The organism is Limnoglobus roseus (genome assembly GCF_008254045.1).
Taxonomy (GTDB): Bacteria; Planctomycetota; Planctomycetia; order Gemmatales; family Gemmataceae; genus Limnoglobus; species Limnoglobus roseus.
This window is the reverse complement of record NZ_CP042425.1, coordinates 6210597-6237186: the sequence shown is the minus strand read 5'-3', so window position 1 is coordinate 6237186 and position 26590 is coordinate 6210597. Positions and strand designations below refer to the sequence as shown.

Annotated in this window: 18 protein-coding genes and 1 pseudogene; 7 read left to right on the top strand and 12 right to left on the bottom strand. The window is 66.2% G+C overall.

Annotated elements, in window-relative coordinates; translation table 11 throughout:
• Positions 1-3: 3 nt before the first annotated feature.
• The 4 genes from pstS (PX52LOC_RS26340) to PX52LOC_RS26325 form a co-directional block, all read right to left on the bottom strand.
• Positions 4-2535 carry a phosphate ABC transporter substrate-binding protein PstS gene (gene pstS / locus PX52LOC_RS26340; RefSeq protein WP_149112884.1) on the bottom strand — a complete coding sequence of 844 codons (2532 nt, stop codon included), beginning with the start codon at positions 2533-2535 and terminating at the stop codon, positions 4-6.
• 96 nt (positions 2536-2631) lie between these two features.
• A complete protein-coding gene (locus PX52LOC_RS26335) occupies positions 2632-3780 on the bottom strand; it encodes a type II secretion system F family protein (RefSeq protein WP_149112883.1) in 1149 nt (382 codons plus the stop codon).
• Positions 3781-3808: 28 nt separating this feature from the next.
• The gene (locus tag PX52LOC_RS26330) at positions 3809-5128 is read right to left on the bottom strand and encodes a GspE/PulE family protein (protein WP_149112882.1); all 1320 of its coding nucleotides are present in this window, start codon (positions 5126-5128) and stop codon (positions 3809-3811) included.
• 21 nt (positions 5129-5149) lie between these two features.
• Positions 5150-5614: an STAS domain-containing protein gene (locus PX52LOC_RS26325; RefSeq protein WP_149112881.1), complete on the bottom strand. Its 465-nt coding sequence runs from the start codon at positions 5612-5614 to the stop codon at positions 5150-5152.
• A 288-nt stretch (positions 5615-5902) separates the two neighbouring features.
• Here PX52LOC_RS26325 and pstS (PX52LOC_RS26320) point away from each other — a divergent pair, with 288 nt between their 5' ends.
• On the top strand, positions 5903-8248 hold the full coding sequence (gene pstS / locus PX52LOC_RS26320; protein ID WP_149112880.1) for a phosphate ABC transporter substrate-binding protein PstS: 2346 nt from the start codon (positions 5903-5905) through the stop codon (positions 8246-8248).
• Between the two features lie 205 nt (positions 8249-8453).
• Here the strand turns inward: pstS (PX52LOC_RS26320) and PX52LOC_RS26315 are convergent, their stop codons facing one another.
• From PX52LOC_RS26315 to PX52LOC_RS26305, 3 genes are read right to left on the bottom strand one after another with little or no spacing between them, the layout of a single operon-like run.
• Positions 8454-9533 (bottom strand): WD40 repeat domain-containing protein, encoded by a 1080-nt coding sequence (locus PX52LOC_RS26315; RefSeq protein ID WP_149112879.1) that lies wholly within the window; start codon positions 9531-9533, stop codon positions 8454-8456.
• Positions 9534-9542: 9 nt separating this feature from the next.
• The gene (locus PX52LOC_RS26310; protein ID WP_149112878.1) at positions 9543-10826 is read right to left on the bottom strand and encodes a DUF1501 domain-containing protein; all 1284 of its coding nucleotides are present in this window, start codon (positions 10824-10826) and stop codon (positions 9543-9545) included.
• A gap of 15 nt (positions 10827-10841) precedes the next feature.
• Positions 10842-12467 (bottom strand): DUF1549 domain-containing protein, encoded by a 1626-nt coding sequence (locus PX52LOC_RS26305; RefSeq protein ID WP_149112877.1) that lies wholly within the window; start codon positions 12465-12467, stop codon positions 10842-10844.
• A 694-nt stretch (positions 12468-13161) separates the two neighbouring features.
• Here PX52LOC_RS26305 and PX52LOC_RS26300 point away from each other — a divergent pair.
• The 3 genes and pseudogenes from PX52LOC_RS26300 (at position 13162) to PX52LOC_RS26290 (ending at position 15417) form a co-directional block, all read left to right on the top strand.
• Positions 13162-14061, top strand: coding sequence for an AraC family transcriptional regulator (locus PX52LOC_RS26300; RefSeq protein ID WP_149112876.1), 900 nt, complete (start codon positions 13162-13164; stop codon positions 14059-14061).
• Positions 14062-14313: 252 nt separating this feature from the next.
• Entirely contained in the window at positions 14314-14658 is a 345-nt protein-coding gene (locus PX52LOC_RS26295; protein WP_149112875.1) for an SDR family oxidoreductase, read from the top strand.
• Between the two features lie 31 nt (positions 14659-14689).
• Positions 14690-15417: pseudogene (locus PX52LOC_RS26290) on the top strand (SDR family oxidoreductase).
• Between the two features lie 134 nt (positions 15418-15551).
• Here PX52LOC_RS26290 and PX52LOC_RS26285 read toward each other — a convergent pair.
• From PX52LOC_RS26285 to PX52LOC_RS44085, 4 genes are read right to left on the bottom strand one after another with little or no spacing between them, the layout of a single operon-like run.
• Positions 15552-16127: an SAM-dependent methyltransferase gene (locus tag PX52LOC_RS26285; RefSeq protein WP_218575164.1), complete on the bottom strand. Its 576-nt coding sequence runs from the start codon at positions 16125-16127 to the stop codon at positions 15552-15554.
• Positions 16124-17683, bottom strand: coding sequence for an outer membrane protein assembly factor BamB family protein (locus tag PX52LOC_RS26280; RefSeq protein ID WP_149112874.1), 1560 nt, complete (start codon positions 17681-17683; stop codon positions 16124-16126). The genes PX52LOC_RS26285 and PX52LOC_RS26280 overlap by 4 nt, the downstream gene beginning before the upstream one ends.
• Before the next feature lie 52 nt (positions 17684-17735).
• Positions 17736-18371: a peroxiredoxin gene (locus PX52LOC_RS26275; protein WP_149112873.1), complete on the bottom strand. Its 636-nt coding sequence runs from the start codon at positions 18369-18371 to the stop codon at positions 17736-17738.
• Complete coding sequence (locus tag PX52LOC_RS44085; RefSeq protein WP_168219214.1) at positions 18263-18682, bottom strand: ECF-type sigma factor; 420 nt, start codon at positions 18680-18682, stop codon at positions 18263-18265. The genes PX52LOC_RS26275 and PX52LOC_RS44085 overlap by 109 nt, the downstream gene beginning before the upstream one ends.
• Positions 18683-19185: 503 nt before the next feature.
• On the opposite strand from PX52LOC_RS44085, the gene PX52LOC_RS26265 reads away from it, so the two are divergent.
• A complete protein-coding gene (locus tag PX52LOC_RS26265) occupies positions 19186-19599 on the top strand; it encodes a hypothetical protein (RefSeq protein WP_149112871.1) in 414 nt (137 codons plus the stop codon).
• Between the two features lie 257 nt (positions 19600-19856).
• Here the strand turns inward: PX52LOC_RS26265 and PX52LOC_RS26260 are convergent, their stop codons facing one another.
• On the bottom strand, positions 19857-23573 hold the full coding sequence (locus tag PX52LOC_RS26260) for a serine/threonine-protein kinase (RefSeq protein ID WP_168219213.1): 3717 nt from the start codon (positions 23571-23573) through the stop codon (positions 19857-19859).
• A 633-nt stretch (positions 23574-24206) separates the two neighbouring features.
• On the opposite strand from PX52LOC_RS26260, the gene PX52LOC_RS26255 reads away from it, so the two are divergent.
• Positions 24207-25523, top strand: a complete 1317-nt coding sequence (locus PX52LOC_RS26255; RefSeq protein ID WP_246173471.1) for an RtcB family protein — start codon at positions 24207-24209, stop codon at positions 25521-25523.
• A gap of 766 nt (positions 25524-26289) precedes the next feature.
• Positions 26290-26526, top strand: a complete 237-nt coding sequence (locus PX52LOC_RS26250) for a hypothetical protein (RefSeq protein WP_149112868.1) — start codon at positions 26290-26292, stop codon at positions 26524-26526.
• Positions 26527-26590: the final 64 nt, after the last annotated feature.

Genomic DNA, 26590 nt, shown 5'->3' with positions numbered 1-26590 from the left:
AGATTACCGTTCCGATCGGATGGCCGCGAGATTTTGGTTCACCTTCGCCACCATCGCCGACGGCAATGGGGCGTAGCGGAGCGTCGGCAGGCCAGCCTGGCCATCGTTAACGATCCATCGCAGGAACTTCACCAATTCGGCCTGCACCACCGGCGGTTGCGTCGTGTAGACCACCGCCCACGCGCAGCCGGCGACGGCGTAAGAGTTCTCGCCGGCCGCGTCGACCAGCGAGAACCGTAGGTCCGGAGGCAGCGACTGTAACTCCGCCCCGGCTGCGGCCGTCACGCCGTCCAGAGTCGGCAGCACGTACTTGTCGCTCTTGTTCTTCACCAGACCGACCTTCAGGTTTCGTTCGAGGGCGTAGGACAGCTCGACGTACCCGATCGCGCCGACGGTCTTCGTAACGAGACCGGCCACGCCCGAACTCTTCTCCGCCTCCGAGCCGACGGGCCACTTGACCGTGGTGCCGTGGCCGACCCTCGTCTCCCACTCGCCGCTGACCTTACTCAGGTAGTCAGTCCAGATGCCGGTCGTGCCGCTCGAGTCGCTGCGATGAACGACGGTGATCGCCGCGTCCGGCAGCTTCAGTTTCGGGTTGCAGAAGCTCAGGGCGTCGTCGTTCCACTTCGTAATCTTGCCGAGGAAGATGTCCGCGAGGACCGGCCCAGTTAACCGGATCGAATCCTTCACGTCGGGCAAGTTGTACGTCACCGCAACGGCACCGAGGGCGAGCGGGACATGGACAACCTCACCGCTCAGGTCTTTGGCTTTCTTCAACTGCGCGTCGGTCAGCGGCACGTCGGTCCCGCCGAAGTGCGAGACGCGCTCGAGCATGTTGTCGATGCCCTTGCCCGAGCCGATACTTTTGTAATCGACCTTCGTCCCGAACTGCTTCTGGTACTCTTCCGTCCAGTGGTCCATCGCTGGCTTGATGAACGTCGAGCCGCTGCCCAACAAGGTGAGAGCCGACGGTGGCGGTGGCGACAACGGGGGCGGTGGTGGCACGGCCGGTTGCGTCCCAGCGGAAATGTTCGGGCGGCGCGGCCCGCTGTCGGGGCTGAACACGTACCACATCGAACCGCCGACGCAGGCCAACCCGCCGGCGAAGCCCATGAGAAGTGTGGCCCGCCGCGTGACCTTCGGTTCTGCGACGACCGCGGACGGAGGTGAGGGGGGCGGCGGTGGCGGAACTTCTTTCACCAATTCGATCGGAGCGAAGCCGTCCGGGCTAAGAATCTTCGGGCTCGACCGCGGTGGCCGCGACAGGGGGCCGCCGCTCCGAGGGCCACCACTGCGGGGGCCGCGAACCACGGACTTCGGCGACGCCTTCACGATCGTGGACCGGGCCGGCGGTGCGACCTTTGTTTCGCGCTTCGTGATTGCCGAGGAGGCGGCCAGTGCCGGGGTCGTGGCGGCCGGCGGCGCGCTGACGAGGCCCAAGCGGTACGCCGACGGCGCGTGCTTGGGCATCTCGTGCGACTCCGGGAGGGGGAGCATTTCTTCCGCGAACGGCCTCAGCAATTCGACCACTTCGGCCATGTTCGCCGGGCGGGCGGGGGGCCGCTTTGCCATCATCACGTCGATGACCTCGACCAGTTCTGCGGGCACGTCCGGCCGGAGATCGGCGATCGGCTGCGGCGACTTCAACTGGTGGGCCAAGAGTTTCTGCGAGAGCGTTCCCTCGCTGAACGGCGGCCGGCCGGTGAGCAGGAAGTAGAGCGTCGCGCCGAGCGAGTAGGTGTCCGACCGTGCGTCAGCCGAACTGCCGTCGAGCGCCTGTTCGGGCGAGACGTAGTCGGCCGTACCGATGAGGTGGTCCTGGTTGAATTCGGCCGTCAGCCCCTCGTTCTCGTGGACGTTGCGGAAACTCGCGAGTCCGAGGTCCACCACCTTGACCGTGCCGTGGCGGTCGAGCAGCAAGTTCGCCGGCTTCACATCGCGGTGAACAAGCCCGCGGGTGTGGGCGTGGCCCAACCCCTTCGCCGCCTGCATGACGGCATCGACGGCCCGCGGGACGCTGAACCGGCCGTGGCGGCGGACGAGGCCGTGCAGATCCGCACCGTCCACGTACTCCATCACCAGGAACGGGCCGGCCGGGGTGCGGTCCATGTCGAACACCCGGACCACGTTCGGGTGGTCGAGAGCTGCCACGACGCGAGCCTCGCGGAAGAACCGCTCGACCGCCCCGCCACGGCCCGACGACCCGCGGGGGCCGCGGACGATCATCTTTAACGCGACAACGCGGCGGAGGAGGAGGTGCTCGGCGAGGTACACTTCGCCCATGCCGCCGGCACCGAGGTGTTCGAGAATCTTGTACCGTTCGGTGAGGAAGAACGACGCGAGTTGTGGGGCGTTCGCCCCGCCGAGCAGGACGCGGGCCTGGAACGGCGTCAGGCAGCGGTCGCGGACGAGTTGTTTCGCCAGCGACCCCGCATCGCCGTCCCACTCACGGTACGGCCCGACCGCCGATTCCGGCAGTAACCCCGACTCGACGACGGCGTCGAGCAAGACCTCGCAATCTTGCGTCATCGGCATCGTGGCCCGCCGGGTGGGGAGTGCGGAAACGCCGTCAATCTATCACCCACGTTGGACCAGGCCGTGAAGTTTGAGTGAAGGCTTGGCGAAGATGCCTCACGCCGAGTAGGCGTCGATCGTCTTCAGGTAGGCCCCGGTGAAGACGCGGAAGATCAGCACGACGACGAACCCGGCGACGACCAGCCACACGGCCGTCGCCAGCAGTCGGTTGAACAGCGCCAGCCGTTGGCGGGCCACGTCGTCGTAATAGGCACCCTGGTTCTCCAGCGTCTCGGCCAAGTGGCCGCTCTCTTCGCCGATCGCCACCGAGCTCATGAACCGCCGCGGAAACAGCCCTGTGGCCCCCATCGCCGTCGTCACCGAGTTGCCCCGTCGCAGCAGGCCGACGGACTTCGGGGCCGCCGCGACGAACGCCAGGTTATCGGTCGATTCGTACCCGAGCCGGATCGTGTCAAGGATCGACATGCTCGTCTTGAGCATGAGCTTCATCGCCAGGCAGAACCGCGACAGGGCGACGGCTTCCAGGCACGGGCCGAGGAACGGTGCCCAGAGCAGGCCACGCTCGACGAATGCGCGGCGGCGGAGCAGGCGGCGAATCACCCAGAACGTCACTGCGGCGGCGGCAATCGTGCCGACGACAAGCGTGAGGAAGCGGATTGCCCCGTCCTCGCCGACGCCGAGGCCGAGGGGATCGAGAGTCGGGGCCTTCATCGCGGTCTTCAGCTTTTCGACCGCCTCGGGCGTTTGGGCTTCGAGTCGGACTGGCGGGCGGGTCTGCGGAATCTGGCCTAGCATGTAGATCAGCCCCGTCACGACCAAGAGGGCGAGCGTGAACTGGATGACCGGCCAACTGATCTGCGACCGCAACTGTCGCTGCAACTGCTGCTGGAAGTCGTAGTACTTTTCGAGGTCGTGCATGACTTCCGGTAAGTTCCCGGTCTCGTCGCCGACGGACGCCATCGCCCGGAACAACGGCGGGAACTTTCGCCCCTGGCGACTCAGCGATTCCGGGAAGCCGTACCCGGCAGCGAGGTCGCGGCCGATCGCGGTCGCCGCCCGTCGGGCCGGTCGCGTGCCGTTCTCGGCCAGCGCCCGCATGGTGTCGCGGAGGGTCATGCCGCTGGAGAGGAAGAACCGCACGGACTGCGTGAACTCGATCAGCGCCGCCGTGGACAGCGTGCGGTTGGCGAACGGGCGGGCGATCCGGGCGAGGCCACCCCAGACACGGTTCACGGCACGGGCCATGTGTTGATCTCGTGGGTTTGGTTCGGGGTCAGCCGTTGTCGGATGCCGCCGAGAGGAACTCGGCCGGCACGACGCGGGTGACTTCTTCCAGGCTGGTGCGAGCCTGCGCGACCTTCAGCAGGGCCGCGTGGCGGAACTCCATCATGCCGTCCTCGACCGCTTGCTTGCGGATCGCCGCAGTGTGGGCACCGTGTTCCATCAGCGTCCGCACCGCCGGCGTCATGCTCAATACCTCGAACAACCCGGTGCGACCGGCGAAGCCGGTCATGTGGCACGCCGGACACCCCTCGGGGCCGTACAGCGTCACATTGGCGTCGGGGTCCATCCACTTCCGCACGCTGTTGAACGCCTTGCCGGGCGGCAGCGGGTACGCCCGCTTGCATTCCGGGCAGAGCGTCCGCAGCAACCGCTGGGACACGACGCCGAGCAGGGCGTGCGACAGCGCCCGCGGCTGAACGCCGAGGCGGAACATGCTGTGGACCGCCGCCGCCGCGACCGGGGCGTGCAGCGTCGAGAGGACGAGGTGCCCGGTGGCCGCCGCCCGGACGGCGATGAGGGCCGTCTCCTCGTCGCGGATTTCGCCGATCATGATAACGTCCGGAGCCTGCCGCAGCACGCCGCGGAGGAGCACGTCGAACGTCACGTCCGCCGTGGCCGCGATCTGCGATTGGCGAATGCCGGCGAGCGAGTACTCGATCGGGTCCTCGATCGTGTTGATCTTGCGGAACCCGTTGTTCAGGTACGCCAGACCCGCGTACATGCTGGTCGTCTTGCCGGACTCCGTTGGCCCGCACACCAAAATCAGCCCGCTCGGCGAGGTCAGCATCTGGCCGAACTGGGCGAACTTGTGCGGATGCATCCCGAGTTGGTCGAGCGACAGGATTGCCCTTCCCTGGTCCAGGATGCGGAGGGTGATGTCTTCGCCGTGCAACGTCGGGATCGTGCTGATCCGCAGGTCGAGCGGCCGGCCGGACGCGCGGGGGAACACCCACCGCCCTTCGAGCGGCTTGCGGCGCTCGCCGGTGTTCATGTTCGCCATCGCCTTGACGTACAACACGCACCGCCGGCCGACCTCGATGCCGACGGAGCCGAGCGTCCGCACGATGCCGAGGTGACGGATGGCGAACTGGAAGTCGGTCTCGTTCGAGTAGCAGTACAGGTCGCTCGCCCGCAGGGCGGCCGCGTACTCGACGAGGGCGGGCATGATCGCGTCCGGTTCCTGCCGGGCGAGTGCGGCGAACGACGGTTCGGGAACGGCGTCGTGCAGCATCGCGGCCGGGTGAGGGCGGCCGTTCGCGATGCGGCTCAGACCGGCGGGCGGTTCGATCAAGTCCGTGGCAGTGGGCACGGGCGGTACCTTCGGTTGAAGTTAGCGGGGCGGAGTTTGGGCCATCGCGACGGCCGCGGTCTGGTTGGCGGCCACGGCGAACGGGAGGTCCATTTCGAGCAATTGGAACAGCGACGTTACCTGCACCGGCACGGAGAATAAGATGAGGCGGCCGCCGGTGGTGTTGAACTTCTCCCCCGTCTGCATCACCCACGAGATGCCGCTCGTCTCGACGCCGACAACCCGCTCCAGGTTCATCACGACTTGCAGACCGTAACACCGCGGCCCGAGTAGGTCCTTGAGCGGTTCGCCCCCGATCCGGCCGCGGACAGTGAGGACGCCCTCGCACTGGACGCGGACAATGGGATCGCCCGCGACCGGGTTGTAGGTCAGCTTCATGCCGCCGTCGGCAGTATTGCCAGCCTCGCCGAGCGCCGCCGAGTAAACGCCCGACTGCGGGGCCGCCGCGGGTTTGTGAACGAGGTTCGCCGCCTGCGCGTTGTCCATACTTCGCCCCACGGATGGCCGCCGGATCGGAACCGCTCGCGGTGTCACGGCGGACAACCGTTCAATTAGCCCGCTCGCTGCTGCGTTCGCGTGAGGCTTGCGAGAAGAATTCGCGAGGACCGAATCGGGTAGGATTCGACCCTTCGTGTGGTGGGTTTCCATCGCCGCGTGTAGGCCATCGGGTGACGCCGTGGCACCTTTAACACGATCTTCACCCATTTCAGTCCGTGAATTCACGGCTCGAACCTACCTCTATTGCTGGCGCTCCTTCGTCCCGCACGACCTCCTATGCCGCACACTGCCACCGCCCACGAGTTTCTCACGGCGATCCGGGAAAGCCGCCTCCTTCCGGACGCAGTCCTGGAGCCGTACCAGGCTGACGACGACGCCGACAAGATCCGCAGCCGGATGCTCGCCGACCGTGTTTTGACTCCGTACCAGGCGAAGCGACTCCAGACGGGGCGATCGAAGGGGTTCTTCCTCGGCGGAAAATACAAGCTGCTCGACCACCTCGGCAGCGGCGGGATGGGCCACGTCTACCTGTGCGAACACTTGATGCTCCACCGCCTCGTCGCGGTGAAGGTGTTGCACGCGGTTGCGGCGCAGGCGGCCGGGTTCACGGACCGCTTCTTCCGCGAGGCACGGGCGGTGGCGCAACTGGACCACCCGAACATCGCGCGGGTGTTCGACATGGACCGCGTCGGCAGCACTCCGTTCATGGCGATGGAGTATGTGGACGGCAGCGACCTGCACTCGATCGTCCAGCGGCACGGCCGGCTCCCGATCGCGCGGGCGGTCCACTACGTTTATCAGGCGGCGTGCGGCCTCGACCACGCCCACCGGGCGGGGTTGGTCCACCGCGACATCAAGCCGGCCAACCTGCTGCTTGAGCGCGGGGGCACGCTGAAGGTTCTCGACCTCGGCCTCGCCCGATACTTCGACGACGCCTCCCGCAACCACAACTTGACGGCCAAGTACGACGACCGCCGGATTATCGGCACGGCCGACTTCATGGCCCCCGAGCAGTCGGTCGATAGTTCGGCCGTAGACATCCGGGCGGACCTGTACAGCCTCGGCTGCACGCTCTACTTCCTGTTGACGGCCAAGCTGCCGTTCGAAGAGGGGAACTTCACGCAAAAACTCCTCTGGCACCAACTCCGCGAACCGACGTCGGTGAAAGAGCTTCGCCCCGACGTGCCGGCCGATGTGGTGGCGGTACTGACGCGCATGATGGCGAAAGACCCCGGTGTGCGGTTCCAGACGCCGGCGGAGTTGATGCAAATTCTGACGCCGTACTCGCGGCCGATCGCGCCGCCGGCGGCCGGCGAGATGCCGCAGACGCCGGCCGCGGCGTACCGCATCGGCCTGACACCGCCCCCCGCGGTCCGGAACGGCTCACCACCGGTGATGAGCGCCCTGCCAGTGCCGACCTCCAGTGTGGACACTCTGGCCTCAGCCACGTCCGCCACGCACCCCACGTCCGGGGGTGCTACGCCGCCACGGTCCGCCTACCGCCGGTGGCTCATCTTCGGTACGGTTCAACTCCTGTTGCTGTCGCTCGGCGTAATGGCGGCGTGGCTCATCGACCGAAACTCACGTGCCGAGACCACGCTGCCGCCGGTCCGCCGGTCCGCCCCCGCGCCGTCCGACCCGCCGGAAGTGCTCACGGGCGGCGGGTCCACGTTCGTGCAGAAGGCGATGGTCCAGTGGAAAGAGTTGTACGAATCGGCCCACCACACCCACGTCGAGTACGCGACCGTTGGTTCCGGCGAGGGCGTCCAGGCCGTGCTCGACCGCAAGTGGGACTTCTGCTGCACCGACGCCTACCTCACGCCGGAGCAGCTCGAGCAGGGCCGGTTAGCCGGGATGAATCTCATTCACGTCCCGCTCGTCCACGGCGCGGTCGTGCCGACCTACAACCTCCGCGAGATCCGTCACGGCGTCCGCTTCTCTGGCCCGCTGCTCGCGGACATCTACCTCGGCCGGATTACGCGGTGGAACGATCCGCTGCTTCAGCAGGAGAACCCACAAATCGCGATGCCGGACGCGGCCATCGCCGTCGTCTTCCGGTCGGACTCCAGCGGCACCACGAACATCTGGACGGACTTCCTGTGCAAGACCAGCGATGCGTGGCGGCGGGAGATCGGCGACGCGGCGACGAATACACCGAAGGTGTGGCCGACCGGCGTGGGTGCCCGCGGCAATGACAGCGTGGCCGAACAGGTGAACGCGACTTACGGGGCGATTGGGTACGTCGAACTGACGCACACCCTCGGCCAGCCAAAGCTGTCGATCGGCCACGTCCGCAACCGCGCCGGCGTCCACGTGCAGCCCACGCTCAACAGCGTCCGAGCCGCTGCGGCGGCCGAGTTGCAGCGGCAGTTCCCGAAGGATTTTCGGTTCAACCTCACCGACGGCCCCGCCGCCGGCACGTACCCGATCGCGGGGACGACATGGGCCGTCTTCGACGCCGCCCACCCGGATGCCGAGAAGCGCAAGAGTTTACTCGACTTCCTTGACTGGGTGACGCACGCCGGTCAGGCCCCAGCGACGCTCATCTACTACGCCCCACTGCCCGAGGAGTTGGCCCTGCTGATCGAGGCAACCTTACAACGCCTGCGGATCGCGCCCTGATTCTCGACCCTCGTGACGCTGTCCGTTTCGGCCGCATTCGGTTCAGCCGCGACCGTACGCGATCCGCACTGACTGTCTGAAATCATCAGGATAGCCGAATCATTCCGGACACCATTAGCCTCCACAGGGCGATCGCGTTTGGCCTCGAAGTTCTGACGTCGAAGGGACGCTTTTCGATCAGCTCAGTCCCCGACGGTCCAAGCCCCTACGTCGCGGGCAAGCGGGCCAGCGCGTACACCGTAAGGGTGCCGTTCGCCCCGGCGACGGCGACGGCCGTGCCGTCCGGGTGCAGGGCCAGGTCGCGGGCGTTCGTCGGCACGTTCACGGTGTGCGTGTTCGCCGCGTCGGCCGGGTTCCAGAACCAGATGCGGCCCTGCCCGCCCCCGCCGGCGCCAATCACGAACCCGGTCGGGTGGAACGCCACGCCCCAGCCGGTGCCCTGGAAGGCGTCCTTCGGCTTCAGTTGCTTCGACTTGCCGTCGGCCCAATCGAAGAGAACGACGAGCGGATTGCCGACGCCGGCGAAGGCGTTTGACACGTTCGTGATGCCGATGACGGCCAAGTGCGCCCCGGTCGCGTCGAACGCGATGCCGCGGATGCCGCCGATGTCGGCGCCGAACCCCGAGTCGTACTTGTGTAGCGCCTTCGCGTCCAACTCGCGGACCAACTTCCCGGTCGCGACATCCCAGTCCTTGATCGTCCCCTTCAGGTCGGCCGAAACGAGCCGCTGTCCGTTCGGGTGGAACGCGACGTTGTAGACGTGCGACGTGTGCCCCTCGAGCGTGCGGATCGCACGGCCGTCGGCCGCGTTCCATAGTTTCACGAGCTGATCGTTGCCGCACGTCGCCACCGTCGTGCCGTCCGGGCTGACGGCGACGGCCCGAATCCAGCCGTCGTGGGCGGCGATGCTCCGCGTCGGTTTTGGCGTGGCGTCGGAGCCGTTCCACCAGAGCAGCCGGCCGTGGTAGTCGCCGGAGATCAACGTGACCGGCACGGGCTTCCGCGCGGCGACCACGCCGCCCACGGCAATGCCCGCGGTGGTTGTGGCGAGCGAAAAGGCAGGAGCCGGCGACGGCACGAATGCGAGACCGCGAACCCAGCTTGTATGGCCGACGAGGGCCGTCTTCTCGCGGGTCAGTAGGTCGAATCGCTGGACCGTGTCGTCCTCGGCACTCGCGAACAGGTAGCGGCCGGTCGGGTCGAACCGGCAGCCGATCAGCGGCCGAGCGTGCTTGAACTCCGTCAGCACACGGGCCTTCGTCGGGTCAACGGCGGGTGTGGCCACGGGTCGCCCTCACGCCAGGATTTCGGAGATCGCGGCCGCCTTCGGGTCGGCGATCGGCACCGGCCGCCCGGCCGGGTAAAAGTTCTTCGTTGGGTCGAGGCCGAGGGCCTTGAAGTACGTGTGGAACAGGTGGCCGCCGTTCACCTCGCGGTCGGTCACGGCCGTGCCGTTGGCGTTCGTCTTGCCGACCACCGCACCCGCCTTCAGCCCGCACCCGGCCATCGCCACCGACCACGCCTTTGACCAGTGGTCGCGGCCGTACCGGTCGTTGATCCGCGGCGTTCGGCCGAACTCGGACATCACCACGACCAGCGTCGAGTCGAGCATGCCGCGGTCGGCTAGGTCGTCGAGCAGCATGGCGAACGGCCGGTCGAACTCGCCGAGTTGTTCGATGTGGAAGTCGAAGTTTTCGTGGTGCGTGTCGTAGTTCGTGTGCGACACCTTCACGAACGACACGCCCTGTTCGAGCAGCCGGCGGGCGAGCAGCAGGTGCCGGCCGAAGTCGTGGCGGCCGTAGCGGTCAGCGGCTTTCGGGTCTTCTCGCGTCGCGTCGAATGCGTTCGCCTTCGCCACCACCTTCGCCGCCTGCTCGTAGGACTCTGCGTAGGCATCTGTTTGTGCCGACCGTCGCGACTGCGCGAACTTCGCGTTCAGCCGCTGGCGCATGGCCTCCCGCTCGCGGTCGGCGTCGGTCGTGAGCACGGGCGGGCGGGCGAGGTCGGCCGGCGGCTTGCCGTCAGCGAGCGTGACCGACGCGAACTTTGGGCCGAGGAACGCTGCGTCCTCCTTGTTGAACCCGCTGCCGCCGCCGGGTGTGATCTGCACGTGGCCGGGCAACTCCTGCGACGACGGGCCGAGCAACTTCGCGGCGACGGCCCCGACCTCCGGGTACTTCAGCCCCGGCTCCGTGCGGCGGCCGGTGAGCATGATCGTCGCCCCACGGCCGTGCTCGTCCTCGGCAGTGTTCACGCCGCGGACGAGCGTCAGCAGGTGCGCCCGCTTCGCCGCGTGCGGAAGCAGTTCGGAGATGTGGGTGCCGGGCACGCTCGTCGGGACGGCGCGGAACGGGCCGCCGGTGTCGGTATTCGGCTTCGGGTCCCAGGTTTCGAGCTGGCTGACGCCGCCGCTGAGGAAGATCACGAGCATCCGCTTCTGGGCGGATGCCAGTTCGCGGGCGGTAGCCGATGAGGCGAGGCCGGCGAACCCTGCGATCCCGGCGGCCGCGCCGCCGAGGAAGCGGCGACGGTTCACGGCATGGTCGGGTGTGCCGCAGGCGTAGTCGCACGGTTTCATGGCGAACCCTCGAACTCAGTGGTTGAACCGGAACTCGGCACTGGCGAGCATCGCCCACACGATGTCCGTCAGGGCGGCGGTGCGGTCGGGCGTCGAGCGGATTACAGCGGCCACTTCGTCTCGCTCCTCGTCGCTCGGCAGGCGGGTGTAGACGGTCAGGAACAGCTCCTCAGCGACCAAACTCGGCTCTTTCAACTTTGCGGCCCGCTCCACGAGGCTGCCGGTTCGCGGCGCGATCAGGTTCCGCACGTGGCTGCCGTGCTTCACGAAGAGCGTCTGATCGAGCGTCGAGACGAACCCGTCGTCCGTCTCGCCCGGCCGGTTGCCATAGAGTCGCAAGTACGGCGCCACGTTTCCGGCCAGCTTCGCGTGCAGTGCCGGCTCGGTCAGGTTCTTCGCCAGTTCCTTGCGGTACACGTCGGTCAGCCCGCTCGCCTGCGCCATCGCGGACCCGAGTTGCTCCGGCGCGAGCGGTTTGAGGATCGCCGCCGCGTAACGGTCCTCCGGCACGGCCGGCCCCCGCCGCTCGCTCGACCGCTGGTACGTCTTGCTCAGCGCGATCTCGCGGAGCAGCCACCGGACGTCGTACTTGTTCTTCGCGAACTCGTCGGCCAGGAGTGTCAGCAGGGCCGGGTGCGAGGCGGGGTTGTTCGAGTGGTCGAAGTCGAGCGGGTGAACGAGGCCGCGGCCCATCATCAGGAACCACAGGCGGTTCGCGGCCGTGCGGCGGAAGGCGACGTTCTCCTCGGCGGTGATCGCGCTCGCTAGCTTCGCGAGGCGGCTGTACGCCGGGATCGGCTTCACGTCCTTCGCCGGGGCGACCTTGTACTCCTTTCCCTTGTCGAGCTTCGGGTCGCCGATCGGCTTGCGGCCGGGGACAGCTGGGGACGTGGTCTTCTGCACCTTCTTCGGGTCGAAGACGCTGATGAAGTTCACCTCCCCGTCCGCCTTCTCCGCGATGACGGCCTTCGCGTCCTGGGCGTTCGGGTGAAGATACGCGCGGTTGAAGAACGCCTGGATACCGTAGAAGTGCGATTGCTTGTAGTCGCCCACGAGCGGGTGGTCGTGGCACTGGGCACATTGGAGGTTCTGGCCGAGGAACAACCGCGCGATGTCGCGGGTAACGATCGTCGGTTCCAGGTCGCGGTCGAGGAAGAATTTGGCCGCCGGCCGCGTCTTCGGGTCGGCACCGTCGCTGGAGAGGATGTCACGGACGAGTTCGTCATACGGCTTGTTCGCGGCGAATGACGTGCGGAGGAACGCCTGCCACGCGGCCGCCGGCACTTTCGCGTCACGGCGGCGGTCCATGAGCATCACGTCGAAGAATTCTTGCATCCGCCGGGCGTGCTCGGGACTGGCGAGCAGCTTGTCGATGAGCTTCGCCCGCTTGTCGGCCGCGGCGTCGGCGAGGAACGCGCGGGCGTCGGCAACGGAGGGAATACTGCCGGTCAGGTCGAGGAAGACGCGGCGGAGGAACTCGGCGTCGGTGGACAGCGGGGCAGCAACACGGTCGTAGTCCAGCAGTCCGGCGGCGATCGTGCGGTCGATCTCTTGGTGCAACGGCTCGTCAGCGTGTGCGACAAGAACGAACGAGACGAGGGCACACCAGGCCGCCGGGAGGCGTCGTGCGGGAAAGCCCATGCCGATGATCCGACGTTCGGTGGGGGGAAGTTGTGATCGGGCGAAACCGAACCGTTCGCGCGACCGAGGCAGGCATGTCGATACCACACATTTGCGTAATCCCGACCCCTTGTCAAGGAAAATTGCTGCCGCGCCGACGCCGGTACGCACTCCGCGAAGTGAAGGCACTCAGAATGCCACCATCCGGATGGAGAATTTGCGCCTGCCGGCGACGCACCCACTCGTTGACGGCATCGGTTCCGTAGTGTCTTGCTCGATCGCCCGCGTGGGGTTTCATCGAGGGGCTCTACCGATCAAGAAGTAGCAGGACCGTTGTTTTCACCAAATTCGGACACATGATTGACCGGCGTCCTTGCCGGGATGGAAAGATTCGCAGCCAGTTCTCGTAGACGAGATGTTGATAAAGACGATTGCGGCGCTAGAAGGAAACTGGGGTGATCGAACTTGTCGCAGCCGTGGCCGCAAAGGCTGTCGTCGCCATCGCGTGGCCCTTTCTGTTTTTGCCCGATTCTATCGGTGGGCGGCTCCAGACACAAAGGCAGGACCAGATGACGGGGCCATTCTAAAAGTTCCAGTTCATTGCGAGATAACCCGATTCTCGGCGATCCTTGCCCAATCCTCCAGACGGGGTAGGACGGCCACCGGGTCGGTGGCGAACACTGTAGGAAACCCGTGACCGTGGAAGGAGCGACTCGTGCCCGAGCCCGCATTCGTCGAACTTACCCGCCTCGTGGACCGGCATACCGGCCGGGACGGCATCCACCCCACGGCCGTCGGGCCGCTGACCCTGTACCGCACGTCGCAGCCGTCGGCCCCGAACCAGTGCGTGTATGAGCCGGCCTTCTGCATCGTCGCCCAGGGGAGCAAGCAGCTACTGCTCGGTGACGAAGTGTACCGCTACGACCCGTCGCACTTTCTGCTCGTGTCGGTGGACCTGCCGGTCGCCGGGCAAGTTATTGAGGCGACGCCGGCGTGCCCGTACCTGGGGTTGAAGATCGTCCTCGACACGGCCCAGATCGGTGAACTCATCGCCGACGGCGGCGAAGCCCGCGGGTTCACACCGCAGCGCGGCCTCGGCGTCACCTCGTTAGACCCGGGCATGGTCGATACGGTCGTGCGGTTGCTGCGGTTGCTCGACACGCCGGAACACGTCCGCGTCCTCGCGCCGCTGGCCCTGCGGGAAATCACCTACCGGCTGCTCGCGGGCAGTGCCGGCCCCCGCCTCCGGCAGATTGTCGCGGCCGACGGGCAAGCCCAGAGGATCGGCCGGGTGATCCGCCACCTGAAGACGAACTTTGCCGACCCCCTGCGGATCGAAGACTTGGCCCGTGAAGCGCACATGAGTGTGTCGGCCCTGCACCACCACTTTAAGACCGTGACGGCCCTCAGCCCGTTGCAGTACCAGAAGCAACTCCGCCTTCAGGAAGCCCGCCGACTCTTGCTCGGCGAAGGCTTGGACGCGGCCGAAGCGGGATACCGCGTGGGGTACGAAAGCCCGTCGCAGTTCAGCCGCGAGTACCGCCGCCTGTTCGGCCAACCACCGCAACGGGACGTGTCCCGTCTCAAGCGAAGCCCTGCCCCCGCAGCCGTTTGACAGAACCGGGGTTGAAATCCCGTCCCTTTGCGATCGGATTCCGTGCCCGTCCCCATGTAGGTGAGGAGAGATCGGAGGAAAGGCTCGCCGACCGTGAATGGATTTGCAGCAGTTTGAGAAAACGCCGTCCCGTGCAGGATCGTGCAAAGACTGTGGATCAACGTGCTACCGCCCCTCCGGGAATGCTTTTAAGATTCCACCATTCGCCACCCTCGCCTGGTTAGATTTCCCTGGCACTCAGAGGATCGGACAATGGCAACGCCTCAACTCCGCCTTGACATTCTGCCCGGCACAGACGCCTCGACCGGGATCGCCGTCACTTGGGTCTTGGCCCGCCGTGGGGACCGGGTCGTGGTCGCGTCCCGGTGGCTTGATCGCTTACCCGCTCTCGCGGCGGCCCTCCAAGACGAGAAGCGGATGGCTCGATTTCAACCGGTGGACGCCGTAACCCGCCGGTGGTTCGACCGTCTGCCCGCCACCAGCCGCGTGGACGTGGTCGTTCACGAGGCGGAACGGCCGGCCTCGCGCATCCTCTCGACGCTACCAAAGCGGACTTGGTCCACCACGCGGGTTCTCTCCCCGCACATCCTCCCTTAATTCGACCGCGGCCCCCATCAGGAGAACGACCATGTCGAAAGCAGCAATCATCACCGGCGCGTCGCGGGGCATCGGCCGGGCGATCGCGGTGCGGTTGGCCCGCGACGGCTTCGCGGTGACGGTCGGCTACGCCGGCAACGCCGTGAAGGCTCAGGAGGTCGTCACAGAGATCACGACTGCGGGCGGCCGGGCCGTCGCAGTGCAGGCGGACGTTGCCGACCCGGCCGACGTCGCGCGACTGTTTCAAGAGGCGAAGCCGCCTTCGGCCCGATCGGCGTAGTGGTGAACAGTGCCGGCATCATGAAGATGATGCCGATCGCGTCGGGGACCGTGGAAGACTTCGACGCGCAGTTCGCCACGAACGTCCGCGGAACTTTCAACGTCTTGCAGCAAGCCGCCCAGCGTGTGGCGGCCGGCGGCCGCATCATCACCCTGTCGTCGAGTGTCGTCGGCATGCTCCTGCCGGCTTACGGTCCTTACGCGGCGACGAAGGCGGCCGTTGAGATGCTGACGCGAACCCTCGCGCAAGAATTACGCGGTCGCAACATCGCGGTCAACGCGATCGCCCCTGGCCCGACGGCGACGGAGTTGTTCTTCGAGGGGAAGTCCGAGGAGCAAGTGAACCGGCTCGCGAAACTCTCGCCGCTGGAACGGCTGGCCACACCCGACGAAATCGCGGCCGTGGTGTCGTTCCTCGCAGGGCCGGACGGCGGGTGGGTGAACGGGCAGATCCTCCGGGCCAACGGAGGAACGGTGTAACGCCCCTTAGAGCCAGAAGTGCGACACTACCACCGTACTCGCGAATGAGAGGCGTATCGACGAGCGTTGCGCCCAAGAACTGTCGGCCGAAGAGGCAACCGCGCGTCGTGCGGCCTGCATTGCGCGTATGAGTGTTATCGGTTGCCGGGCTTCTCGTTCGTCAGCGGGAGCGTGTAAAGGTACACCGGCCGCTCCCTGTCGTCCTCGGACGAGGTCACCTTCAACACCCGGTCCGGCTTTACGCCGGGAATCGGGAACACGTGCGACACCACCCGCGACCCCGCCTTCATCTTCTCCAGACGCGGCACCAGTTTGGCGTTCAGGGTCGTCCCGACGAACAGCGTCACCACCGTCACGTCCGACAGATCGACGTCGAGAATGTCGGCCTCCTCGACCCGCACCAGTTTCCCGACGCCGGCCTTCTCGACCGCCGCCCGCGACACCTTCACGCACGCCCGGTCGAGGTCGTAGCCGTGTGCCTTGCACCCGTACACCTTTGCCGCCGTGACGACGATGCGGCCGTCGCCACACCCGAGGTCGGCGACCACGTCGGCTTTCGTCACCGCGGCGGCGTCCAGCATCTTCTCGACCACGTCCTGTGGGGTCGGGACGAGAATCACGACCGGCTTCTTGCCCCGAGGCGGTTCGGCGGCCGCACCCATGGCGGCCGCGAGCACCGTGACGAACAGACAGACACGGGCGGCAATCATTTCGCACTCCAGACGGCGTACAGGCGGGACTCGCCGGTCACGTACAGTGTCCCGTTGGCGAAGACGAGGCCGGGGCGGACCGGCTCGTCGCACGCGATCTTCGCGAACAGTTTCTTTTCCTTGCCGTGGGCGAAGATGAAGACGTCCCCGTAGCCCGTCCCGATGAATACCTTGCCGTCGGCCCAGAGCGGCTGACCGCGGACATCATCCTTCGTGTCCTCGACCCAGTACAGCTTCCCGGTCTTGGCGTCGAAGCAGTAGACGAACCCGTGGACATCGGCAGTATAGAGTAGCCCGTCGTGGGCGGTCGGGGTGGCGATCGTTCGGCAGTAGTAGTACTCCCGTGAACGGAGCAGGTCGCGCTTCTTCGTCTTCCCGACCTCGATCTTCGGCGCGTCGTCCGGGACCTCGCTCGGCGTGTACCAGACGACCGCCGAGTTCGGGTTCGGCTTGCCCTTCTTAGGCCCGGCGTCCAGCTCACGGCTCACGTCGCCGGCCTTCGTCGGGTCGATGCAGTAGAGGTGCGCGACGCCGGCGGAGTGCTCGGGGTCCTGCCCCGTCGGAACGTACACCCGGCCGTCGTAGAGCATCGGGGTGGCCATGACGTAGTTGCGGGTCCCTGCCCCGCCGAGTTCATACTCCGCGTCCTTCGGGTTCAGGTCGAACTTCCACAGGAGTTTCCCGGTCGCCGGGTCGAAGCTGCGGAGCCATCCGTCCCCCTGGCCGACGATCACTTGCGGCCGGCCGCCGACCTCGCACACGAGCGGGCTGGACACCTGGCAGTGCAGGATGCCCTTGCCCGGCGAGTTGTCCGTCCACAGCACCTTGCCGGTGGCCTTGTCCAGGCACACCAAACTCGGCGCGTCCGGCGCCGGAACCTTGACGTAGGTCTCGTCCACCCCGTTGTGGGTGACGATGAACAGCCGGTCCTTGTCGGCCGCGACGGACGCGGCGAACCCGCCGGCCATGAGCGGCAAGTGCTGGAACACGCCGAAGTCCTTCCGCAGGTCCCGCTTCCAGGCTTCGCGCGGGTCGCCCGTGCCGTTCTTCACGGGGGCGATATCCAGGCAGACGACCTCGCACCGGTTGTTGGTGAACCACAGCCGGTCGCCGGTGACCAGCGGGGCCGAGCCGAGCGAGGCCTGGGGGAAGTCCTCGACATAGTTGGTGGCGAGCCGCGGAGTCCGCTGCTTCCACAGGGGAGTGCCGTCGGCCTCACGGAAGCACATCAGCACCCCGCCGTCCCAGTCCTTGGCGGGGACCGTGTCATCGGCCGGCGGGCGGGCGTTGGTGCCGACCCAGACGAGGCCACCGGCGACGACCGGTGGGATGACCGTCCGGCTGCCCAACTCGGCGGTCCACGCGACGCCGCGCGAGGCCTTGACGATCTTCCCGTCCTCGGTGACGGGAAGCTGGAAGTCGGTCGGCGGGTTCTTTTCCGGGCTGACCGCGTTGCGGGTCGGCCCGCCGTTCCACTGCGGCCAGTCCGCGGCCGTGACCGGTAGGGTCGTCACGAGCACCAGAGCGACGGCGAGCCGGGCGGGAGTCCTCGCCATGGCGGTCTCCGGGAGAGAGAAGCCCGGCCACGGGGCGGGGCGATGGGCGGGATCACTTTTTCTCGTTCGCCTTCTCGATGAACTCCGTGATCTTCTTCGCGTCGTCGGGCGGCACGACTTTGATGTTCTTGTACGCCACCTTGCCGGCCTTATCGATTATAAACGTCCACCTGGCGGCGGTCGCCGTTCGCTCGAACTCGTACTGCTTGCCGTCGAGGTCGAGCGGCTTGTTGGCGGCGTCCCGGGCCTTCACGGTCGCGCCCTTGCCGACCGGCACGCCGAACTGCTTCGCAACGGTCCCCTCCGAGTCGGCGAGGAGGGTGAAGCTGAGTTTGTGGGTCTTCTTGAACAGCTCGTGCGTTCGGACCGAGTCGCCGCTGACGCCGACGACCTCGACGCCCTTCTCAGTGAGCTTGTCCATGGCGGCGTTAAAGGCCTTTGCCTGCGCGGTGCAGCCGGGGGTGAAGTCGCCGGGGTAGAAGTAGATCACCACCCATTTCTTGGCGAAGTGGTCGGAGCTGTTCCAGATCTTGTCCGCGTCGTTGCGGAGCTGGAACGCTGGGGTAGGGTCGCCGACCTTCAGGTCCACCGGCACGTCCTTCTTGTCGTCGGCCCCCGCCGCGCCGACCGCGACGAAGAGACCGAGGATGCCGAGCAGAACTGACCGACGCAGAGTTGAAGCGAACATGACAGATCTCCGAACGGGTGAAAGTGAACTTGCAGGTGTCGCTTCCCGGCGGCCCCTAGATTTCCGCACCTTGTCGTCACGCCCGGAAACCGCCACAGGCTGTCATGATCGGCGAAGCCGGGGAACCGCTTGGCCTCGGCGTTGCGGCAGAGGCTGTGTGACTCGTCGGAAGCGTGGAGCGCGATGTTCCGGAGCCGGGTGCGGGCCAGCCCGATCAACTGGTGGAAGTACTTTTCCCACAGTGGTTGGGTAGCGACGGACTTCCCGACCTGAAGCTGACTCAGCCAGACATTGACGGCGTCGGAGGGCATGGGTGCCCCGGTTAGCGGGAATAGAACCTGATCATACCGCGGGTGTCTCGCTGAGTGCAAAACGAATTCGGTTTCGCGATCCGTTTGTCGTCGCAGCTCCATCGGTGGAGGATGCCCAACCGTCGGCGGACGGGATCATGTATTCCGAGCTCAGGAAAATTGGTCCGGCTCGTGACCCGTCGAACATCATCCTCTTACGACGAGGGTCGATGGTGCGACCGACGCGCCGAAGGCAAACAACCGGGTGAATCGACCCCGGATTGTCGATCGTCTACGGCACGCCCGGTTCGTTCGGAAACATTCCTCTGGCGGGTCCGGTGAACATCACCCAATCGCCGGGCATCGTCCTACCGGCCGGCACAATCGGGGCAGGCAACGCCGTGTACGAAGGCAGGAACCGGAGGTCGTCTCGTCCTGGGCTGTTACGAAGCCGGTACACGTTCTCGGGTCGAAACCGAGTATAGTCGGACTGTCGGGCAATGCGTCCCTTGTGGAGAATCACAATGGTCCGGGCAATGGCACTCATGGTGACGGCCCTCGTCTTGGCCTCGGCCGGCCGCGCCGTCGAGCCGGCAAAGGAACCGAAGAAGGACAAGGCGGCGGCGTTGGAGAAGCTGCTGCACGGCGTGTGGCAGGGCGGCGATTGCGTCGGCACACTGACGATCGCTGCGGACGGCACCGTGAAGCGGGAGCACTACACGCCCGGGAACAATACGGCCACGGGCACGTGGGAGGTCCGGTGGGATGCCCTTCCGCCGACGCTGGTGATCGTGGCCAAGACCTCGGACGACCCCGACCTCGCAGGCAAGACGTGGGAGTTCAAGCTCGTCCAACTCGACGACGACGCCCTCGCCTATCAACACCCCGACGCACGGCCGGGATCGGAACCGGTTCACTTCAACCGGGTGAAGAAGTAGTCAACACTTTCGCCGCCGGGGCGTGCGGGGAGAAACTTGTACCCTTCCGCTCGTTCTCCGCCGCGGCGTACTGCCAGGCCCGGGGCGATTGCCGTTACCGTTCGGAACCGCTCACCAACGCCTCCCGCCCCGGACATACGGCGACGACGGTCGGTAGAGAGGACTGCGGGTCTCCGTACCACTCGTGATCGTCCCATACGTAACTTCTGGCCGATCCGACGGAAAAGGCCCGTCGGCAGACGGAATGGGAATATGTGTCAGTCGTGTTCCGTGTGGCCGGCGGGGGCGTGGGAACGGATCATCCTGAGGGGGTTGCGAATCCCTTGGTCCGACAGCCAGCGTAGCGCTTCGTCTCGCAGGTTCTGACCGTCGCGACCGGGCGTTCGCTCGCCCTGGCAGTACCGGGCCGAAGCCGCGAACAACCCCAAGTCGGCCGCTTCCAACTGTTGGACCGCATCCGCGAACGCGGCCGGGTCACTGTCCGGCGATCGGAGCCGGCGGACGCACGCCTGAACGAGGCAGCCCAGCGCTCGACCCCAAGCCGCGGATTCCTTTAGCAACAGGCGGGCATCTCTTTCGGCCGAACGAAGGAGTGGCTCCGGATTCTTCTGACCACTCGCCGCCGCCAGGGCACACCGGGCCCGGAATTGAATGTGGTCGATCCGCGGCTGCTGAATGCGCCAGATCAGCGAGCGGCGGTAGGACGGTTCCCGATCGCGGACCAGTTCCCACGCGGCCCGGTACTCGCCTCGGTAGAGGTGGATTTGGAGCCGTCCGAGTAGGGCGTTGTGGTGTTGGATGTGGAACCGCCGCTGCGACCAGTTGGCCATGACCGCGTGGAGGTCGTCCCAGGCTTGGTCCGGCTCGTCCGCCGCCGTGCCAACGGACGACAGAATGTACGTGCCCAGGTTGACCCGGGCGTACAGGTCTCCCCGGTCGTCGGCGTCTTCCTTCAGCCGGGGCCAGCGGGCCGCCAACTCCTTCATCTCGCCCAGTGCCAACAAGCACCACATGGTCCACGTCCGGGCGGTGTCCAGTTCCCACGTTACCCCGGTGCACCGGGTCTGAAAAACCTGCTCGGCCGCGGTGAGGGACGGCAGCGCGGCCCGGAACGCGCCGGTCATGTAATCGCCCATTCCGCGGGACAAGTTTAGCAGTGCCTCCAGGTAAGGGTCGGCGAATTGGGCCGCGATCTCGGTGGCCGCGTCCCTCAAAAGTTGGGCCCGCCCCCGCCCGGCCGAGCCGATCACGACAACATGGGCGGATTCGAGGGCGAGAAACCGGGCGACGCGGACCGGTTCGGCCGCCTTCAGAGCGAAGAGGAGGCCCCGGTTCAGGAAATACGCACCGAGGAGATAATCGGTGACGCACAGACTTGTCCCGGCCGACCAGCACACGTCGATTCGCTCCAACACCCGGTGGGGAATGTCACCGGCCGGGCGGGGGCGAAAGCGGATTCCCCGCCACCACAAGCGGGCCTTGGCGGCGAAGAGTTTGGCGATCGTCACCCACTCCGCCCGGGGCATCGACATGCCGATGGTCGCCGCAATCTCCCGAAGGACCGTCAGACCGACATCAATGTGGCCGCTGAAGAGGTACTGCGCCGCCGCGCGGCGTTGCCAGTCGAGGGCGTGGGCGTCGTCCTTGGCGGCGGCCCGGAGGTACGCCTCGGCGGACGCCAGCCCCTGCCCCGCGTTCGCCAGAGCACCCGCGCGGGCCGCTTCCAGGGCGGCCGCTTGCTCGGTGGGCCACGCGCCCAACTCGAGGGCCGCTTGGTACAGCCGGACCGCCTGATTGAACGCCGTGACACTGCTCGCAGCCGCGGCCGCCGTTGCATAGTACTTCGCCGCGACGAGCGATTCGCCCGCCCGGTGGAAGTGAACGGCCAAGAACTCCGAATCCACCTCCCCAGCCGCCTCGGCCACCCGGGCCCACCGCAGGTGCCACTCACGCCGTCGGCGGTCTGGCAGGTGCGCAAGCACCGCCTCCCGCACCCGGTCGTGGTAGGTGGTTACCAGGGCATCGACGCCCGTTACGCGCAGTAAATGTCTCGCCCGCAAGAGGGACAACGTCGCATGAGAATCCCCGGCCGCCCCGACGACCTCGCGGAGCAATTCCGGAGGAATCGGTCGGCCGGCCACCGCGACCGCATCGAGTGCCTGCCGCGCCTCGTCGGGTAAGGTTCGGCTGCGGTCCCACAGGAGGCGGTCGAGCGACACCGGCCCGTCGACTGTCACCCCGTCGTGGATGGCTTCGGCCAACTCGCCGAGGTAGAACGGGTTCCCGCCGGCCTCGCGCACGATTGCCAGCGCCCGATCACCGCCCGTCTCGCCCAACAACTCTGTCACCAACGCCGTGGCCTCGTCCGGCGACAACCCCGCCACCTGGAGGTCGGTGACCACGACCGTCGGTTCGACCGACTGGAAGGCTTTGACCCGGTGCAGGATCGGGCTGCCGGCCGCATCCTCTTCCCGGTAGGTCAACAGAATCAGGACACGGGGCGGGTCTGGGGGTCGGAGCAGTTCCTCCAGGACGATAAGACTGTCGGCGTCACTCCACTGCAGGTCGTCGATGCACAGCACCACTGGCCGGCGGTCACCGAGGCGGCCGAACAGGTCCCGAATGGCCGCGATGCCGCGGCGTCGGACTTCCCGCTGGTCCAGGGCATCGTCCCTCACACCGCGCGGCACCGCGGCGACGGCGATGGCCCGGCCGAAGACCGGGAACAACCGGGCCAACGCCCGCGCGTCACGCGGGAGGAGAGCGGCAACCTGGGCCTCGGGGAGGTCGACCAGGTACTGCGTTAGACTGTCCACGACGCCGTCGAACGCTTTAAACGGCACGAGTTCCTGCTCGTAACACCGGCCGAAAAGAGTGATCGCCGTGTCGGCGGGGAGCCGCTGGAGGAAGGTCCGGATCAGGGTCGACTTGCCCGCCCCGGATGGCCCGTGAACCCTCACGCACCCTGTCCTCCCCGCGCGTACGGCCGCGAAGGCGTCGTCGAGTGATCGCAGGTGCCGCTCTCGGCCCACGACGCTGACGCCCCGCGTGGGCAGTTCGGTTCGTTGGCGTGACCCGCGCCCGTCCGCCGCACTCGCAGGGGTGGACAGCCGCCGCACCACGTCCTCCGCCGACGGACGGTCTGCCGGGTCGCGGGCGAGTAAGTCGAGGCAAAGGCTGACCAGATCGGGCGGGAGATCGGCCCGACGCAAGGGGTGCGTCGGCGGATCGGTCCGTTGTTTCGCCCAGAGAATCTCGGCCACCGTTCCCGTGTACGGGAGGTCTCCAGAAAGGGCCTTGTACAGAACGATTCCGAATGCGTACCAATCGGCGGCGGTGGTCAGCGCGCCCCCGATCGCTTGCTCCGGGGCCATGTAAGCGACCGTGCCGGTAACTTGACCGGGGGCGCTCAAGTAGTGGCCGTCCTCTGCGACCTCACCGGCCAACCCGAAATCGACGAGAACGACTCGGCCGGCGGCCGTCACGAGGACGTTCCTCGGCTTGACGTCTCGGTGGAGAATCCCCGCCGCGTGTAAGGCGGCCAGTCCGAACGCCAACTGCCGAAACTGATCGCGCAACCGCGCGTCCGCGTCCCCGCCCGCCGGCCCGGTCGGAATGAACGCCCCGTCCGGGGCGAGGAAGTTCCCCCCGTCAACGAGTTCCATCGTCAAGAACCAGTTCGTCCCGTCCGAGACGAGTTCCCGCAAGGAAACCAGGTTGGGATGAGAGAGGTTCGCGGCGATCCGGAACTCGCGCTTGAAGCGGAGGAGGCCGGCCGGCGTCATTTGCTGGAGCGTCTTGAGGGCAACGACTTCCCCGGTCAGCACGTGGCGAGCCTTGTAGACGACACCCATTCCCCCGCGACCGAGCTCCCGGATGACTTCGAACCCGCGGGCCCGGAATTGGGGTGACACGTCACGTTGATCAAACCGCCCGGCGTCAAACGCCTGCGTGGGCGTCTTCGACACGGTCACGCGATCATCGGACCGCGTGGGGTTTGGGTTGCGGTCGTTGGTCGACTGGTCATCGCTCGTATACAGTTCGCTCGGCTCGGAAGCTCCATTCGTGTTGGGATCGGGAAATGGAACGGAGGACATTTGATACCGGGCAAGGGATGCGCGAGACGGGCTGGATGTGAAATGATTGTAAGGAACACCCTGAGAGATCGGGAAGGCGTTCGTTCAATCTTCAGCAAGAAACAACGGCGTGCAGAAGAGGATCCGGAACGGCGGTGGTACGCCACACGTGCATTCAGGAACTTTATTTCCGGCCCACCGCTCGAACGAGATGGGCCCGGCGATAATCCCACTCCAACTCATCGAGATTTGCCCCCGCGAACCTAACCCTGAATCGGCGTGTCAGCACACCGAACCCTTATCCGGAGTGTGCCCTTGCCGACCGACCCACGCTTGACCCGGCTCGACGAAAATCGCGTGCGTGTGAATAACCCCCACGGTATTGGGGCAACACTTTTCGCGAACAAGGAAGTGCCGGTCGAATCCGGGGCGGTCACAGAACTCATCGAAATGCTCGCCCTCCAGAACACCGCCCGTCAGTTCGCCAAAGCCGCGCCCGGGAGTTTCGACCACGATCCCGAGATTCTCCGCGTGGCCGTCACGCCCGACTTCCACAAAGCCCGCGGCATCCCCGTCGGAACGGTGTTGGCCACTCGCGGGTACATGGTCCCCCAGGCGATCGGCAACGACATCAACTGCGGCATGCGCTTGCACACCACGACTTTGCGGCCGGATGACGTAACAGCCCGGATCGACGACCTTGAAACCGCGTTCCGTCACATCTTCTTCGAAGGCGGCCGGGACATTCCGATGACTCGCGGCCAGCGGCACGCGATGTTCACCGGGGGTCTCGAGAAGATGCTCTCGGAGACTCGCCGCGTGGGCGAAGGCTTGTGGCCTCTGGTTCGGGAACTCGGCGTCGCAGACCAACTCGACCGGGTCGAGCGCCGCGGCAGTCTCCCCGCCGGTCGTGTGTTCGGGCTTTCCGACTTCATGGGAGAAGAAGGGCGGCTCAGCCGCGACGGGCAGATCGGCAGCATCGGCGGGGGGAATCACTTCGTCGAAATCCAGCGTGTGGAGAAAGTGCTCGACGGGACGGTCGCGCACGCCTGGGGGCTGAAATCCGGCACGGTGACCGTGATGGTCCACACCGGATCGGTCGGCATCGGCCACCTGTGCGGCGGGCACTATCGGGACGTGGTCCGGAAACTCCACCCGCAACAGCTCAAACATCCGGACAACGGGATCTTCATTCTGCCCGAGGGCGATCGCCACCGCGCCCACGCCGAGTCTTTCTGGGACGCGCTACACAACGCCGCGAACTTCGCCTACGCCAACCGGATGTTCCTGGCGGTGATGGCCGCTGCCGGAATGCGGCAGGTGTTCGGCGACCACGTTGGCTACGACTTGGTGTACGATGCCCCGCACAACTTTATGTGGAAAGAGCAGATCGACGGCGAGGAAGCGATCCTCCATCGCAAGGGTGCCACCCCCGCGCGGGGCTTCGACGCGATGGCCGGAACGCCATTCGCTTACCACGGTGAACCCGTGCTGGTCCCCGGGTCGATGGGCGCCAGCAGCTTTGTGATGGTCGGCCAGGGGAACAACGAGTCAATGGCGAGTGCGAGCCACGGCGCCGGACGAATGCTCAGTCGCGGTGAGTCGATGCGCGGTTTCGACGACGAGTTCCGCAAGTTCATGGAACAGTTCCGGGTCGTCACCCCGACCGATTTGCGCCGGGCCGATGTGCGCCAGCGTCCGGACATCCTGAACAAGAAACTCGAGCAGATCAAGCAAGAAGCACCATTCGCTTACAAAGGCATCGGCCCGGTCGTGAACACGCTGACCGAAGCTGGCATCGCACGCCCTGTGGTAGAACTGGTGCCGCTCATGACGATCAAGGGATGAACGGTTGGTGGGTAAGTCTTCCTTGAGTGCCCTTCTGGCAACCACAACAGTACAGAGCGATTGGGCCGGCTCTGGTCACACCGTCCCCTTCGCTGCAAGGAAGGCTTCGACGTTCTCCCGATGGGCGTGGAAGGGAAGTCGCTAAATCCACGGGTTTACGTCCCACGAATCGCTGCCGGGGTCGATCTCGGGTCAGCCTCCGGGTGTGGTCGGTCCGGGCCGAAGCGGCGGCCGAGGTGGGTTCTGGAACCGCTCGTCAGCGAGGCCGTGCAGGAACGCAAGGGCGTGGCGGCCGCGGTTGAACACAATGAGGTTGGGCGTCCGTTGGAGACCGTCCGCCGAGAAAATTGACACTACACGGCGGAAACGCCACGCTGCACATTGCCTGGGGATGGCCGGACGATTCTCGTATGCTTCACCCACTGCTTCCCGCAGTCCCGACGACAGGGGGCGGCCCGTGCCGCAGTCGTGAGAGCGGCGATCGTCTGCGAATCGAGCAACGGCCTCGTCAACCGCTTGCCGCCGATCTCCACGCTCACCGGGCCGTCGGCGTTTTGACCGTACACGGCACGGCGAAATTGTTCGACCGGGTGGGGCTGTAGTGAGGGCGAGATCAACGGCCACCGTGGCAAGATCAGCCAACTCCCACGCGGCCCGCCAATACGGCCGAGTCCGTTACCATGCCGGCGGTGTCGGCGTGAGTGTAAGTCTGGCCGTACTTTTTCGTAGAATTGCGGGTAGCCCTTAGTACCCGAGGGAATCACCGATGGCCAGATACCTTGCTCTCAAGCTCGCCGACATCTCAGAGGGCGAGGCGGCAGGACAAGTCATTAATCTTGACTTCATCAGCCACTTCAAAGTCACAAACACGACCGGCAGGAATGGCGAATCCGTGCTGGAAATGACGATGGTTGACGGATTCATTCACACCCTCGAAGGCCCGGTAGTTGACAACCTGATGCTCTACTTGCTCCCGGATTTCGTACACCTGAAGAAGCAGTGAGGTTCGTGACGATAGAGCCTCTGCGGCCTGATGACCCAACTCGACGAATCATTACTTCCGAATT